17 protein-coding genes are annotated in these 15,788 nt (G+C 41.5%); 2 read left to right on the top strand and 15 right to left on the bottom strand.

All coding sequences use genetic code 11. The features are described 5' to 3' along the window. Positions 1 to 9: 9 nt before the first annotated feature. From flgK to degS, 10 genes are all read right to left on the bottom strand, one after another. The gene (flgK, locus tag AC4CV5_RS03105; protein ID WP_166847711.1) at positions 10 to 1,533 is read right to left on the bottom strand and encodes a flagellar hook-associated protein FlgK; all 1,524 of its coding nucleotides are present in this window, start codon (positions 1,531 to 1,533) and stop codon (positions 10 to 12) included. Between the two features lie 18 nt (positions 1,534 to 1,551). Further along, positions 1,552 to 2,034 carry a flagellar protein FlgN gene (gene flgN, locus AC4CV5_RS03100; RefSeq protein WP_166847708.1) on the bottom strand — a complete coding sequence of 161 codons (483 nt, stop codon included), beginning with the start codon at positions 2,032 to 2,034 and terminating at the stop codon, positions 1,552 to 1,554. A 15-nt stretch (positions 2,035 to 2,049) separates the two neighbouring features. Next, a complete protein-coding gene (gene flgM, locus AC4CV5_RS03095; RefSeq protein WP_014665557.1) occupies positions 2,050 to 2,316 on the bottom strand; it encodes a flagellar biosynthesis anti-sigma factor FlgM in 267 nt (88 codons plus the stop codon). A gap of 80 nt (positions 2,317 to 2,396) precedes the next feature. Continuing rightward, entirely contained in the window at positions 2,397 to 2,816 is a 420-nt protein-coding gene (locus AC4CV5_RS03090) for a TIGR03826 family flagellar region protein (protein WP_166847705.1), read from the bottom strand. Positions 2,817 to 2,888: 72 nt separating this feature from the next. Beyond that, positions 2,889 to 3,611 carry a ComF family protein gene (locus AC4CV5_RS03085; RefSeq protein ID WP_490922067.1) on the bottom strand — a complete coding sequence of 241 codons (723 nt, stop codon included), beginning with the start codon at positions 3,609 to 3,611 and terminating at the stop codon, positions 2,889 to 2,891. Beyond that, a complete protein-coding gene (gene comFB / locus AC4CV5_RS03080; RefSeq protein ID WP_166847699.1) occupies positions 3,575 to 3,871 on the bottom strand; it encodes a late competence protein ComFB in 297 nt (98 codons plus the stop codon). Before comFB ends, AC4CV5_RS03085 begins: the two co-directional genes overlap by 37 nt. A gap of 68 nt (positions 3,872 to 3,939) precedes the next feature. After that, positions 3,940 to 5,322: an ATP-dependent helicase ComFA gene (gene comFA, locus AC4CV5_RS03075; protein WP_490922203.1), complete on the bottom strand. Its 1,383-nt coding sequence runs from the start codon at positions 5,320 to 5,322 to the stop codon at positions 3,940 to 3,942. Positions 5,323 to 5,429: 107 nt separating this feature from the next. After that, entirely contained in the window at positions 5,430 to 6,275 is an 846-nt protein-coding gene (locus AC4CV5_RS03070) for a DegV family protein (RefSeq protein ID WP_490922066.1), read from the bottom strand. A 98-nt stretch (positions 6,276 to 6,373) separates the two neighbouring features. Further along, entirely contained in the window at positions 6,374 to 7,063 is a 690-nt protein-coding gene (gene degU, locus AC4CV5_RS03065; RefSeq protein WP_003219701.1) for a two-component system response regulator DegU, read from the bottom strand. 82 nt (positions 7,064 to 7,145) lie between these two features. Then, a complete protein-coding gene (gene degS / locus AC4CV5_RS03060) occupies positions 7,146 to 8,303 on the bottom strand; it encodes a two-component sensor histidine kinase DegS (protein WP_166847694.1) in 1,158 nt (385 codons plus the stop codon). Positions 8,304 to 8,518: 215 nt separating this feature from the next. Here degS and AC4CV5_RS03055 point away from each other — a divergent pair, with 215 nt between their 5' ends. Both AC4CV5_RS03055 and AC4CV5_RS03050 read left to right on the top strand, forming a co-directional pair. Beyond that, complete coding sequence (locus AC4CV5_RS03055) at positions 8,519 to 9,172, top strand: YigZ family protein (protein WP_490922065.1); 654 nt, start codon at positions 8,519 to 8,521, stop codon at positions 9,170 to 9,172. Then, positions 9,172 to 10,296: an LCP family protein gene (locus tag AC4CV5_RS03050; protein WP_222142129.1), complete on the top strand. Its 1,125-nt coding sequence runs from the start codon at positions 9,172 to 9,174 to the stop codon at positions 10,294 to 10,296. The genes AC4CV5_RS03055 and AC4CV5_RS03050 overlap by 1 nt, the downstream gene beginning before the upstream one ends. Positions 10,297 to 10,368: 72 nt before the next feature. Here AC4CV5_RS03050 and AC4CV5_RS03045 read toward each other — a convergent pair whose 3' ends face one another. The 5 genes from AC4CV5_RS03045 to tuaE form a co-directional block, all read right to left on the bottom strand. Then, positions 10,369 to 11,445 (bottom strand): MraY family glycosyltransferase, encoded by a 1,077-nt coding sequence (locus tag AC4CV5_RS03045; RefSeq protein ID WP_222142130.1) that lies wholly within the window; start codon positions 11,443 to 11,445, stop codon positions 10,369 to 10,371. Positions 11,446 to 11,589: 144 nt separating this feature from the next. Further along, positions 11,590 to 12,783: a teichuronic acid biosynthesis protein TuaH gene (gene tuaH / locus AC4CV5_RS03040; RefSeq protein WP_490922202.1), complete on the bottom strand. Its 1,194-nt coding sequence runs from the start codon at positions 12,781 to 12,783 to the stop codon at positions 11,590 to 11,592. 28 nt (positions 12,784 to 12,811) lie between these two features. Then, entirely contained in the window at positions 12,812 to 13,570 is a 759-nt protein-coding gene (tuaG, locus tag AC4CV5_RS03035; RefSeq protein WP_222142131.1) for a teichuronic acid biosynthesis protein TuaG, read from the bottom strand. A 23-nt stretch (positions 13,571 to 13,593) separates the two neighbouring features. Beyond that, positions 13,594 to 14,274 carry a teichuronic acid biosynthesis protein TuaF gene (tuaF, locus tag AC4CV5_RS03030; protein ID WP_222142132.1) on the bottom strand — a complete coding sequence of 227 codons (681 nt, stop codon included), beginning with the start codon at positions 14,272 to 14,274 and terminating at the stop codon, positions 13,594 to 13,596. Positions 14,275 to 14,302: 28 nt separating this feature from the next. Continuing rightward, positions 14,303 to 15,769: a teichuronic acid biosynthesis protein TuaE gene (gene tuaE / locus AC4CV5_RS03025; protein ID WP_222142133.1), complete on the bottom strand. Its 1,467-nt coding sequence runs from the start codon at positions 15,767 to 15,769 to the stop codon at positions 14,303 to 14,305. Positions 15,770 to 15,788 lie beyond the last annotated feature (19 nt).

The following is a 15,788-nucleotide window of genomic DNA, read 5'->3' as shown; positions in this document are numbered from 1 at the left end:
TGACTCTACCTACCTTCCTCCAACACCCATGCCGTTGATTACTTTATCAAGCAATTCGTCTTGTAACGTCACCATTCTTGCAGCGGCATTGTATGCGTGTTGAAATTGAATCATATTGGTCATTTCTTCGTCTAAAGAGACCGCGCTCATTTGCTGACGGTTTATGTCAGCATCATTCAGCTGTGTTTCTGTATTAGACGCCAGGCGATTCGCCTCTTGAGCTTTGATCCCCAGCTCGCCAATCAGACCCGCATAATAATCTAACACACTAGTTTCTTTACCATTAATGGTTATTTTACCGGTTAAAACATTCGCTAATTTTGTAGCATTTGCATTATCGTTGGCTGCACCAGTCAGTGAGAAAGCAATGTTTGCACCTTTTGAATCTATTATGCTGTCAGCAACTTTAATTTTGCCCGCCGCTCCCTTTGCAGGCTCAGTTTCACCGCCAGTAAAATCAAAAAAGTCCCCGCCTTGTTCACCGCTCTTGGTCAAACCATTTCTGTGCACTTCATTGAAAGCTTTCGCGAATTCAAGTGCCATATTGTCAAGATCAGAAAGCATTTCCGGATATATGCCCTTTTCTTCGCCGTCTGCTGTTACATACCCGTAAGACTCTACAAATCCTAAAAGGGATCCCTTACTGCTGAATGATTCCACCTGTACAGCTGTATCTCCGATTGAAATACTTGATACTAACCCAGTTTCATTATCATAGTTGGCTGCAAGTTCTGAAACCTCATAATTTTTACCGTCCAAAACAGTTCCCAGCGACTGTTTATTTTTATCAAGGATTTCAATTGATACAGTTCCTTCAGCAGAAGAAAGTGCATTCCCTCCTGATTTGTTGTAGCTGACTTTGATATCAACCATTGAGGATAATTTATCTATCAGCAAATCTCGCTGGTCATATAAACCATTCGGAAGAAGCCCGACTGGTTCTACTTGTGCAATTTGCTTATTTAAACTGTTTAATTGAGAAAGCAGAGAATTGACATCCAACACAGTTGTATTTAGCTCTGCTTTTAAGTTCGATTGAACATTTGTAAGTGATTCAGAAATATAATTAAACGTTTCAGCTACAGCTTGTCCTTTTCGCGTAACAACAGAACGAGCACTGTCTTCATTTGTATTATTCGATAATTCCTGCAGGGAATTCCAAAACGAATTGAGCACACTGTTCAATCCGCTGTCATCCGTCTCATTTAAAACGCCTTCCATTTGGGACAGTGCTTTGGCTTTCGTGTCATAGTATCCGGCACTGTTGTTTTGAAGACGGTATTGGTAGTCAAGAAAGATATCTCTTATTCTCTCAACTGACTTCCCTTGAACTCCCGTTCCCATTTGTCCCGCAGTTTTTTCTGCGTTTTTTGATACAGCAGGAAAATAGTCAGTTGCCTCTAATGAGACTCGCTGTCTTGTATAACCATCAGTATTGGCATTTGCCACGTTATTTGCAGTAGTGCTTAACGCTGCCTGCTGAGCGCTTAACGCCCGCCTTGCAGTTTCAAGCCCCATAAAGGTAGATGTCATATTCTGAATTCCTTTCTGCTAAGCTTTTGAATCAAAAAGTTTCATTCGGCTGCTCTTTGGAAGCTCAGCTTTAATCGATTTGCTGTAATTGAAATTATTTTCCTTAGGAACCAGCATATCGTACGAAATAGAGATGAATTGCAGCGCGTCCCTCGTCAGCTGCCTATTCATCTCATTCACTTCTTTCAGCTGTCCGAGAACGTTAGAAAGAGCTTCATATAGTTGTTCCAGCTCTTCCTTTTCACGGCCTGAGGTTTTGGCGATACATGCGGAAATGGTGTTATTTTCGCTGTATCCGAGAAAGGCGGAAGTCGCTTTGGTCCGGTCATCTTCTGTCTGCCCGATTGCTTGAATATACTTTTGTTCTTTTGTCAAAATGTTAGAAAGCTCTTTTGTTTTGCCGGCTTTGAGCGCTTCCGTCTTTTCCTCAGAAAGCGTGAGCAGGTGCTCATGCAGAACGCAAAGTCGCTTCAATTGGTCAATAATTGGCTTTGCTGACATGGGCTTTCTCCTTTTTTATTGCTTTTTATAAAAATTAATCATATTTTTCGCTATATGATTTGCGTCTACTTTGTATGACCCGTTTTCAATTTGCGCTTTAAGCTGCGCAATTTTTTCCTGGCGTGAACCAGCGACTGCGTCGGATGCATTTTGCATTTCTTTAGCCTGTGATGAAATTTCAATTTTATCTTGAGGCTGTGCAGCAGTTTTTTGCACCGCTTGCTTTTCATAATTTTTTTGGTATGGATTAACGGATTGTGTTCCAAATTGATTGATTTTCATAGGATTCCTCTCGCTTTCCGTTGCAGTCTTTAAACAATCTTAACCCTTTTATCGACTGCGTTTTCAGTTAGTTTAGGGAATCAGCTGTTTTTGGTATTATAGGCATAGTATGTGTCTTTTCTACTATTTTCCCTCTCTGTTTTCAGTGTGTCCTCGTGGTCCAAATGATCCATTTGAGCCTTTAAATCGGACTGGCAAGCCTTGCAAAACTTGCCTTCCCGAATCGATGTCCCGCATCTTTCACAAGGGTATGCCAAATTAGGAAAATGAGTGATTTGAATGCGTTTCTGCCTGATGAATTTCAATATCAGCTCTTCTTCTACACCTGTTTCCTCGGTTATCCGGCTCAAAGTCGATTGCCGGTTTTCCTGTTTCCTTAAAAACTTATATACGATCTCAAATGATTTTTCTTCTTCCTTAATACACGCCTGACATACGGTTTGCAGCTTTGTTTTTAAAAATAAAGCATTGCATTTCGGACAATTCGCCAGTTCTCCCATCTTTTTTCTCCTTATTCGATAATATGCCTGTGTTAATTTCTAGTGATTATATCGGCATAAAAACAGAATCATTTAGCTTCTGATCAAGGTAAAAGATGCCACTGAAGCGGCTTTTCCTTTCTCTAATAAACAGCGGGCTGCAAAATGCAAAGTGGCGCCTGTTGTATAAAGATCGTCTATTAAAATGATATTCATACCTTCAGCTGACTTGTTTTTTGTATCAAAAATACGCGCTGAAAGCAGGCGTTCTCTTTTCTTTTTCTTAGACTGTTTCTCATTATTCAGGCGGATGAGGGGGTGGTGAATAGGGCGGTCTAAACATTCTGCCAGGAGCTGTGCCTGGTTAAATCCGCGCTCTTCTTCCCGTTCCTTGCTCAGCGGAATAGGAACGAGAATATAATGCTTATCGGGATAAACCTGTGAGAAAGTTGAAGAAAAATCACTTTTAAAAGCATTTATGATTTCTGCATCTCCTCTAAATTTAAAACGGGAGAGCGTTTCTTTCATCATATCATTATATGTGTAAACTGAACGGTTTTGGCGCAGCAGCAAACTGTCACTGACCCTCGATTTCCACGCCTCGCAATCCCTGCATACCGCATGAACTGATTGAGGTCTGCCACACATGGTGCAGATATGTCCTGTGATTTTCTTTAATTTTCTTCTGCAGGAATGACAGACCTTTTCTTCAGGCTTTAATAAAAAAAGTGCTCTCCATGTAGCAGCTTGAGAAAATGGCGAACCGCATAATAGACAAATCAGTTTATAAATGCCTCCTCCTGCTTCGTTTGGCATAAATCGCTTGGACTCTCTGACACCATAGCAGCAGATTCAGCCAAAATGACAAGCATAGCCGTGTTTTTTTGTTTATCTACCAGCTCAGCTTTCGTATATGCGATCTTTTTAAGATCAGTGACGTAGGATGGCCTCACTTTGTTTAAAGAAAGTGCCAATACATCGTTTTTGCATACTTGGCAAGTGCAGGTCATATGAAGTTGGTCCATATATCGGTCGAGCAGTTCTTTCATTACGATTTCTTTTGAATTGACAAGCATTTTTACAGCTCCTCATCGTCGGTTATATGAGTATACTGTACCACGTTTTCAAATAATGGCTAGTCTGTTCAATTACTTTTTGCTGCCAAGTCATTCATTTCCTTTATATGCTTTCTTGCATCTAGCATACTCTTTGTTTTTCCGTAGTGAAAGAAAACGACATCACCGTCCGCATGCTCTTTATGCCGCCCGGTTCTTCCTGCGATTTGAACAAGTGCGCTTTCCGTAAAGATAGGCGATTCCGCCCCTAATACACCTGTTTGCACCTTTGGAACCGTGACGCCTCTTTCTAATATTGTTGTTGTGATTAAGAGATCAAGCTGACCGTCTCTGAATTGCTGTACTTTCTCTTTCCTTTGTTTATCTTCCGCATGCACTGACGCTGTTCGGCAATTAACATCTTTAAAGCATGCAACTGCCCTTTCCAGAACAGTAACGGAGGGAACAAACAAAAAAACCGGCCTCCCTTCTTTCACATGAAACTCTATCCATCTTTTTACCGCTGGCGGGATTTTATTTTGATATAATTTCTTTTTCCAGTTTCCACACCATAGAAAATGCGGTTCAGGCAAAGGTTTCCGGTGGTGTCTTGCTGGAATGCGAACTGAATGTAACTGTCCGTTCAGTGTTTTTCTTTTTAATTCTTTAGGAGGTGTTGCACTTAAATAAACAAGGGTGCTGTTCTTCTTTCTTGCTTTTTGAACACCGAATTGAAGAGTTTGATCAGCAGAATACGGAAAAGCATCAACTTCGTCAATGATCATAACGTCGAATGCGTCTTTATATCGCAAAAGCTGATGTGTGGTGGAAATCATAAGCGGAGATAAACGCCCTTTGTCATCGCTTCCTCCGTAAAGTGCTGAAATGTCTGCGCCCTGAAAGGCAGCCTTGAGTCTCGGAGCAAGCTCTAATACAACATCGGTGCGTGGTGTCGCAATACATACACGCAACCCTTGATTTAAAGCAAATTCTATACCGGGGAATAACATCTCTGTTTTGCCAGCGCCGCAAACCGCCCAGATGAGGAGCTCTTCTTTTTTTGATATTGCATCAATTAAGACATTAGCGACTTTTTGCTGTCCGCTTGAGAGCTTGCCATCCCATTTCAGCTTTATAGGCTGCCAGTTTGGTTCATCTTCCTCTATCCACGAATATAAAGGCACATCCTCACTCACTCTGCCCATCATGACACAGGAACGGCAATACATCTGATTCTTTCCAGAGAAGTAATAAAAAGAAAAATACCGCTGATCATTTTGGCCGCACCTATTACATTTATACCCCAGTTTATTTATGGATATAGAGTTTTGAGCGGCAATATATCCATTCTCGATATGCCATTCAATCAACTCATCGGAAAATGGGAGTTCAGTTCTTAGCAAATGACGGCTTTGAAGCGTCTGCTGCAATTCTTTCGAAAAAGAAATGTTCTTTTCAGCTGGCATAATCAGCATAGCACCGCCTCCTTTTGAGACAGTATGCCTCAGTCAATATTTTCTGTCCAGCAATCAAAATAAAAATATAAAAAAATCTCCGCTGCTAAAACGGAGATTTTACGTTATTTAAAACACCAGCAAATTCCTAGCGCACCCTCACCCAAATGAGTGCCGATGACCGCGCCAAAATAACTGTTATAAAATTCAACGTGAGGATATTTTGCAGAAAGTTCTTCAATGATTTTCGCTGCTTCTTCTTCTCGATTTGCATGGATAACAGCAGCTCGCATAGGCAATCCTTTATTCGCATCTTCGTCTAAAAGCTCATAAATTCGCGAAATTGCTTTTTTACGTGTACGAATCTTCTCAAAAGGCACAATTACCTTATTGTCAAAATGAAGAATAGGCTTTACCTTTAGAAGACTCCCAATAAAGGCTTGGGCGCTGCTTAATCGTCCGCCCCGCTGAAGATGTGCTAAATCATCTACCATAAAATACGCCCGAACTGTTTTTTTCATTTCCTCCAGTTCATTTATAATATCTTCAGGCGATGATGCTCCATTACTGATTAATTCAGCAGCTTTAAGAGCATAAAAGCCTTGAGCCAGACAGCTGATCTCTGAGTCAAATGGATACACTTCAATATTGTCGACCATTGTGTTAGCAGTTGCTGCACTGCTGAACGTTCCGCTGATCCCACTGGAAAGGTGGATACTGATAACCGCATCATAAGACTGGCCAAGCTCTTCATACAAAGCAACCAGCTCGCCGATTGACGGCTGAGAAGTCGTCGGCAGCTCGGTATGTTTTTTTACTTCATCGTAAAAGCTTTTCCAGTCTAGTTCGATTTCTTCACGATAAGTTTCTTCCCCAAAAACAACCTGGAGAGGGATCATATGTATTTGATGTTGTTCACGCATTTCTTTCGGGATATATGCTGTGCTGTCTGTTACGACTGCAATATTCATAGCTTCGATACCTGCCTTATTGCTTTATAACTCTATTGTAAGCGAAACGGCAGCCTAAAAAAAGACCTGCCTGATAAAAGGCAAGTCTCGTATTATAACTATCTCATTTCTACCCAGCCATTTTTAATGGCGACCACAACAGCTTGCGTCCGGTCGTTTACATTCATTTTTTGCAAAATATTGCTCACATGGTTTTTGACGGTTTTCTCACTGATAAACAATGATTCACCAATACCGCGGTTGCTTTTTCCGTCTGCAAGCATCTGCAGCACTTCACATTCCCGTCTAGTTAAAATATGTAATGGTCTGCGGATTTCAGGGTAGACCTCGTGCTGAGGGTGTGCAGAAACTCCGCTTGTTGCAAGACGGCGGAATTCGTTAACGAGATTGTGAGTAACCTTCGGATGAAGGTAAGAACCTCCCTCGGCAACTACTTTAACCGCTTCAATTAATGTATCAGCATCCATCTCTTTCAGCAGATAACCTCTTGCTCCTGTTTTCAGAGCATGTGTTACATAATTTTCGTCATCGTGAATTGATAGAATAATTACTTTTGATTCAGGATACAGCTCTACAAGCTGTTTTGTAGCTTCCACACCATTTACGTTTGGCATATTGATATCCATGATCACAACATCAGGATGATAGTGCTCTACAATACGAGCCGCTTCGTCTCCGTCGTCGCCTTCGGCTACCACTTCAAAGGTAGGTTCAAAATCCAATATCCGTTTAACACCTTCACGAAATAACTGATGGTCGTCGATAATAACAATGTTTACTTTAGTCACAAGCCACGCCTCCTTGTATTATTGTTCTATATACTCTAGCATTCGGTCAATATGCCTTTTGGCTCTATTTTACAAATCATAGTCAAAGAGATAACGGAACCTTAATCATAATAAATGTCCCAAGACCTATTTTGGAATCTATTGTCATGGTTCCTTCCAATAGATCTACTCTTTCTTTCATGCCCAGCAAGCCGAATGACTTGTTTTTCTTCTCTTTCGCTTCCTTCAGGTCGAACCCTTTGCCGTTATCTTTTATCATTAAAATCACAAAATCCTTTGTGATCTCAACTTTGACTGTAATTTCTTCAGATTCAGAATGCTTTAGCGCATTAGACACAGCTTCCTGTGCGAGCCTGAAGAGCGCAACTTCAAACTGAGGCGCAAGCCGCCTATCCTCTGTTTCACCAATGCACTGAAAATGTATTTTGACCTTCCCGTTATATTCCTCGGTTGTATATAGATATTTTCTTAAAGTTGGAATCAGGCCTAGGTCATCAAGGGCCATCGGTCTTAAATCATATATAATCCTTCTCACTTCGTAAAGGGCATTCCGCACATTTTGACGGAGATTTTTAATTTCTTGGAATCCGTCCTCAGCACCCCGGTCACGGAAAATCCGCTCGATTAATTCCGATCTCATCATAACATTCGCCAGCATTTGAGCAGGTCCGTCATGAATTTCTCTGGATACTCTTTTTCGCTCTTCTTCCTGTGCCTCAATAATTCTTAAGCCGAAATCCTGTTTTGCCTGAGCATCAGCCAGAAGCAATCCGACCTCGCGCAAATCCTGATTCAAATAGTTGAGCACAACTGTTATTTGGCTTACCAATGATTCAGACCGCTCAATGATTTCCTGAAGGCCTAACAATCTTCGCTCTAAATCATCCCGGCGTTCGCGCAGCTGTTTCTCACGCTGCTGGATCATCGTCAATTCTACCTGCAGCTTATGGGCTTTTTCGTAAGCATTGCGGATTTCTTCTTCACTGAACCTATGAAAATTGCGGCTGACCTCGGATAAACGGTTTCTCGCATGGCGGGTTTGCACTTCAAGTTTATCGCCAAGCTCGATAACTTCATACACCTGCTGTTTAATTTGTTTCAGTTCTTCAACCAGCTGTTCATACTGCTGGCGTGACTGTTCCCCGATTTGAAAAACCTCGTCCTTGCTCCCGTCAACGGTTTTCAGCATCTTCATCAAAATAGAATCCAGAACTTTGGAATCCATCTTTGTTTTATTCATAATTTCCCTCCGTCACGGCGTTGTCATATATTTTTATTATAAATGTAATTGATCTGCAAATTATGTCGAATTATAATGAAAGAATGCGTATATTCTAGAAAAAAACAATTTTATATACCTTCTACTCTTTATGATACCAAAATACGCACAAAAATTCTAAAGACTGTACGAATTTCTATAGGCAGTCTTTTATGCTTAGCAGGGGGTCAGCAAGCATGCTGCACAGCTATTTTACTGTGAAAGAAACAGGAGAACACGAAATTGTTATAGAAAAATCGCGTTTTATCTGTCATTTAAGCCGTGTTTCTACCGAACAAGAGGCACAGGAATTTATACAGAAAATAAAGAAACAGCACTGGAATGCGACTCATAATTGCTCGGCTTACGTAATTGGCGAGAACGATCATATACAAAAAGCCAATGATGATGGAGAACCAAGTGGTACAGCGGGAGTGCCGATGCTTGAGGTATTAAAAAAACGCGGACTTAAAGATACTTGCGCCGTCGTTACACGATACTTCGGAGGCATTAAACTTGGAGCCGGCGGATTAATTCGCGCTTATGGGAAATCAGTGTCTGAAGGATTAAATCATATAGGTGTTGTAGAACGGAAGCTTATGCGGGTCATGCATACTTCCGCAGATTACACTTGGCTTGGCAAGATTGAAAATGAATTAAGGGAATCACAATTTCTGTTAAAAGAAATCCATTATGCCGAAAATGTTGAATTCGAAACATACGTGGAAGAAACAGAAACACACACATTTTCTGAGTGGATGACAGAACTGACAAATGGAAAGAGTGATATTAAAGAGGGAGAGTTGACGTATCTTGAAAAAGCCGTCAATCACATAAAGGAGACTGAATAATGGCTGAACGCGTTAGAGTGCGTGTGCGAAAAAAGAAAAAGAGCAAACGCAGGAAAATTTTAAAAAGAATTGTGTTATTGTTTGCCCTTGCATTATTGGTAGTCGTAGGGCTAGGTGGATATAAACTTTACAAAACCATTAACGCTGCGGACGATTCATACGATGCCCTTTCCCGCGGAAATAAATCAAATCTTCGCAGCGAAGTTGTAGACATGAAGAAAAAACCATTTTCTATTTTATTTATGGGAATAGAGGACTACGCGACCAAAGGACAAAAAGGGAGATCCGACTCTCTTATTGTAGTTACCCTTGATCCCAAAAATAAAACCATGAAAATGCTGAGCATTCCGCGTGATACACGGGTGCAATTAGCCAGTGACACAACCGGAAGCAAAACAAAGATTAATGCCGCTTACAGTAAAGGCGGAAAAGATGAGACCGTTGAAACTGTTGAAAACTTCTTGCAAATCCCGATCGATAAATATGTCACAGTTGATTTTGACGGATTTAAAGATGTAATTAATGAAGTTGGCGGTATTGATGTAGATGTACCTTTCGATTTCGATGAAAAAAGTGACGTAGACGAAAGCAAACGGATTTACTTTAAAAAAGGCGAGATGCACTTAAACGGCGAAGAAGCCTTGGCGTATGCCCGTATGAGAAAACAGGATAAACGCGGAGACTTTGGCCGTAATGACAGGCAGAAACAAATTTTAAATGCACTGATTGACCGAATGTCAAGTGCAAGCAACATTGCTAAGATTGATAAAATCGCAGAAAAAGCCAGTGAAAACGTTGAAACCAATATTCGCATTACTGAAGGTTTAGCGCTGCAGCAGATTTACAGCGGCTTTACCAGCAAGAAAATCGACACGTTGAGCATTACAGGATCTGATTTGTATTTAGGGCCTAACAACACGTATTATTTTGAACCTGATGCCACAAATCTGGAAAAAGTCAGAAAAACGCTCCAAGAGCATTTAGATTATACTCCAGATACAAGCAGCACTGGCACAGATGAAAGCACAACAACTGACGGTACAACAAGCGGAAGCAGCTATTCGAATGACAGCAGCACAAGCTCAAACGGTACAACAAATTCAACAACTGATTCATCTTATTAAAAAAATGCCCGGTCCTTTAGAGGATCGGGCATTTTTGCACAGAAAAAAACTCCGGCACATTAGCCGGAGTTTTTAATTCCTTTTCACCAGTCGTTTATAAAATTTCGTAAACGGCTTGAATTTTTCATTCACAAGTCCTGTCACTTCTGCAATAATCTGCATAAAAATAATTAAAATGAAGATAATAAACAAAGAAAGCCAAATCGTGGCACTTTTGAGCACAATTGCACTTATACTGAAAATAAATCCAATCAGATAAATAACAATGACCGACATCCGATGTGAAAGGCCAAAGGCCATCAGTCTATGGTGGATATGCGACTTATCGGGTGCCGAAATCGGCTGTTTGTTTAATATTCTCCTGATAATAGCAAACGTTGTATCAAAAATCGGTACGCCTAGTATAATAACCGGGATAACGATACTGAACAATGTTACGCTTTTATACAGGCCTAATAATGAAAGAATCGAAATACAATACCCTAAAAAAAGTGATCCTGTATCACCCATAAAAATTTTTGCCGGATGAAAGTTGTAAAACAAAAATCCAAGCGTGCTGGCGATCACAACCAATGAGAGTGACAGAATCAGTACTTTTCCGCCGGATAGCGCCATAACGGCGATTGTTGACAGACCGATAACAGAGAGACCGGCAGCAAGGCCATCCAATCCATCAATCAGGTTAATTGCGTTCGTGATGCCGACGATCCATAATACTGTCAGCGGATAAGCCATCCATCCTAACTCAAATCGTTCTGTTAAAAAAGGTACTGAGAAAAAATCCATTTTTAAGCCAGTGCTTACAATCATGATGGCTACACCTAATTGAATCAAAAACTTAACTTTTGCACTTAATTGATATTTATCGTCAAGAATACCTAACACAATAATGATGAATGCTCCGACTGTAATAGCCGTCATTCTTGTCTCTGTGTAAATACCGGATGCAAGCACGCCTGCAACCACCCCGATAAATATGGCCAGCCCGCCCATCCGGGGCATTATTTTGTCGTGTACTTTTCGATTGCTGGGCTGGTCAACTGCACCTATTTTAATCGCAATCCTTTTTACGATTGGGGTTATGATTAAAACCGTCAGCAGCGAGACAATAAACGCAACAACAATGCGAATCATGCGTTCGTCAAGCATAAAGAAGTCTCCTTTGGAATTAAATGAAGTCTTTATTTATATAGAGAACCGTTCCTTCCATTATACCTTCTCCTTAGTTATTATAACAAGCTTCATCAAAAAGAAACACGTATAATCAAAAAACGCGCATCCCAAATTATAGGACTACGCATGTTTTTGAATCCCTGTATATTTCATAATTTGTTTAAATAAACTGGTCCAATCCTTTGCTTGAGCGATGTTTCGGCGCATTTCTATATATGTTTCATCTCCGTTTTGGCCGATTACTTTTTCACAAGCGGCTATAAAATCAAGCGGATGATCGCCTTCTACATATTCGTATACATACGGCTTTTGCATTTTTGAGGTTGACGGAAGATTAGAGCCGACGACAGGCTTTCCCGCCGCTAAAAATTCAAATAGTTTCAGCGGAAACACAGCTTGATTATACGATGAATTTTTATATGGCATAATGCCGATATCGATAAGCTCCATATAATGCGGAACTTCTTTTGGATCTGCCGGGCCGGTCCATATGACATTGGGAAGCCTCAGAAGCTCTTGAAACGAGACATCGCCATTGGTGGCATCCGGACCAACCCATAAAAATGTCCAACCAGGCTTTTGCAACGCGGCTTCTTCAATCATTTTAAAATCGAGCTTCGGTTTAATCCCGCCGATAAAGCCTAATACTGTTCCTTCTCTTCCCTGCAATATGCTGCGATCGGGAGCCGTTTTATTTGCAGAGAACAGCTCATATTCAACACCGTTTTCAACAGTATGAACCTTATCTCGCCCTCCAGTCAGTTTTTTATCTACTTCTTTGTGAAGATAATCCGATGAACAGGTAATGGAATCAGCACGATGTATAATTCTTAGCTCCGCCGATTTAATGACTTTTCGCCGGAATTCAGACAGCAAATTTGAACGGCCGCTGATCGGCGCGGCCCATAAATCACTGCAATCATAAATGACCTGATCCCAGGGATACAGCGAAGACAGCAGCGGGAACCCGGGAAATGTATACCATAAACAGCAGCGTTCTCCGTTTGCAGTGGCAGCTGTCAGTTCATCAAGTAATGGTGAGAGCTTATGTCTGTAAAAGACATCTGTGTATCGTCCGAAACGAAACATTTTTTTCTGCAGCAAGTCTTTGACAGCGAATTGCCTGATGCCTGAATGAACTTGCTCAAATTCATTTCCCTGGGGGCGCGGAGCCGGACACACCCAAATGACTTCCTTCGTTTCCTCCTGATCAGCTAAAAATTCTGCCAGCCGGTGCCTTCTATATCTCAATTGGTCTTTTCCCCATTCAGCAGTGGCAACGACGACATGAATGATTGCTTCTTTTGTTTCCACCTTCATCACCTTTTCTCTCTGTTTGCGGCTATAATCTCTTTTTCACCGCATTTTTTGCATATTGAACAAAACACCATGTTGCTTTCATTAAATGCAGCCGTTCGATCTCCCTGTAGACAAACCACGTTTTTTTCGCTGCCTTCCATTTGTTGCTGGATATCGAGTTATTGACAAGCCGATATTCAGCCAGACATTCATTCATTCCATAGGCGGTAAATCCTTTTTTCAAAAGAGACAGCCATGTGGCCAAGTCCTGCCTCGTTCTGATATTCGGCATTTGGATCTGTCCCGTTTGCTCCCTGTCAATCATCACCGTCAAGCAGCCGATAATCGTATTTTTCAAAGCATCATCGTACGTCAGGCTTTCCGGGGCATGAATAAATTTATCGAGCGGGGTCCCGTCCTGTGCCATTAGGCTGTAGCCTGTGAAAGAAAACGCACAGGAACGTTCCATCATAAACTCAAGCTGCTTTTCCAGTTTGTCTTCTTTCCATTTGTCATCACTATCAAGAAATGCTACGTAACGTCCTTGAGCGCGCTCCAATGCTTTGTTGCGAGCAACCGCGGCTCCGCTGTTCTCGTCCAGATACACCACCTGAATTCGTTCATCTATCTTTTCATACTGCTGTAAAATGTCGCGTGTGCCATCCGTAGAGCAATCATCCACGATAATCATTTCCCATTGAGAGTGGCTCTGATCTAAGACAGAATGAATCGTGTCTTCAATATAGTCACGCGCATTAAAGGAAGGCGTAATAACAGATACGAGAGGTTTCCAATTGGTCATGATCACATCTCCATCGTATGATTTTAAAAGGATTCCCTGAAAAATTCAGGAATGACAACGAACATAAAGGCAATCGTGAGGCCGATCATAACGCCGAGAACCGCTTTCTTTTTCGGAGACATTCCGCCGCCTGCTGTCTCACTTACAGTTTCAGAATCAGTGACACTGGCCGCTTTCAAATTAAGCTGCGTGTTTTTCAGCTCATACAAAAATCTCTCTTTATCCACTTTGGAATCCTCGCTCACCGACTCGCCTTCAAGCGCGTCTATGCTGCGGCGGATGACGGCTTCTCTTTCTGCATACAGTTTTTGATCGTTTTTGAGAAAAGCAGAGGAAATAGCGTTTAAGACAGATTCTGTTCTATCCTTATCCTCGTCGGTATAGCTCAATGTCAGCAAAGATTTAGATTCCGTTTTGATGGTAAGCTTCTCTTTGATCTCTGCCAAATCTTCATCCTTTTCATCAGGAAGCGCTTCCTTCAAAAAAGAGTCGCTCTTAAGCAAAAGGGGAATCTCTTCTATGCTGTTATAAACCGGATGATCATATCTCCCCACAGCTAAAGTGTCCTCAGCTGTATAGCTCTTTTGATCAGCGATCTGTGACGGCAGGATATACCCCGCCGCGCCTAATATAATAGGCACTGCTATTATCCAAATGATATTTTTTTTAATGCGACGGGCTATTCTTATCAATATATCGTTCATATAAGTCTCCCTGCTTTTTGTAGTCTGTTTATCTGTACATCGGTTCAGGCATCTGTCTGGATCGCCTTAACACATTGACGGCGGCGATGACGAGTGCCAGAAACACCCAATGGAAAAATAAATTTGAAACAGAGCTTGGGCTGATACTAGATACCAGAAAACTGACCAGAGCAGTAATAAGCCCTTCTGTGATCAGTTTTGACTGATTTTCTAATTTTCTTTCATAAAATTTGTAAAGCACCCATATGAGGTAGGCATAAACGGCCAAATATCCCAGCATGATGAACAAGCCAAAGTTAGTAAGGATTTCAACGAGCCAGTTGTGCACCTCTGCCACATTGTCAGTATCATATAAAGCTTTGTGCTCAAGATAATAGGATACATTCCCTGCTCCAACTCCGAATCCGTATGAATCAAGGAAAAAGTGCCATGCGTTTTTCAGCAGATTAGCCCGAGCCACATTTGATGGAAGCCTGTCATGAAATGAATGCAGTGCCTGCGGGGCCAGAAACAGCTCCCAAAACTTTGAATACATTCGGCTGGCGAAAAGAACTGCAAAAATGGCAATTCCCGCCGCTGACAGCCATATGGCCATTTTCTTTAGAACAGGCGGCAATACAATGAAGATATAGACAGCAATGCCTGCAAAAATCCCCAGAAGGCTGGCTCTTGAACCGGTAGCAAAAATTAAATACAACGCACAGATCGAGAGCACAAGGCCAATCGCCTTGATATATCCATTTTTTATGTTTTTCATCAAAGTGATGTAAAAAAAGAAGCTGATTGATAAAAAGGTCGCAAAGTCATTTTGATTAAAAAATACCGAGGTCGGATAATGCTGCTTATACTCCGGTCCGTTGTACAACGTTGAACTCGGGAGATGATGATGGGTGATATGATTGTAAAAACCAATGATCATCAGGAATACTGTCATCACCAGCCAAATGGTATAAACCATCATCAGCCGCTCCATTTTTTGCACATACATGACAATGAGGTAAATGAAGAAAATCCCCATTGCCAATAAGGCCAAATATTTGATGCCGGCTGTGACCGACTTAGCCCACAGTAGAGAAACAAGGCCGTATATAAACCAAAAGGCGAAAAAGAGCAATATTCCTTTCACTTGCAGCCCGTTCCATCTTTCAATATGTGTTCGATTCCGAACCATCCCGATCACATGGAGGCACCCCGCAGCAATGAGCAGAAGCCTGTAAAGGAACAAACTGAAAAATCCAAGATGAATCGCGAAAAACGCATTATTTAAAAAAGTGCAGGCGATCAAAATATAGATGACAGCCATGAAGAGCCGTTCTTTTGTTGTAAATGCGGTTGCAAGCGTCAGCGCAAACAGACCGATCACCAACACCGCAAGCAGGGCAGCCATCTGCATGAAACCTATATCTTTCTGGATGGCTCCCAGCAATAGGACAACTCCAAATATGGCAGCGGCCAGTAACGCAAGCGTATGGACCGCTGAACGTTTGATACTCACATGTTTAACCCCTTTCCTG

Source organism: Bacillus sp. NS1 (assembly GCF_058248265.1).
Note: the sequence above shows the minus strand (reverse complement) of the source record. Positions and strands in the feature narration are given on the sequence as shown.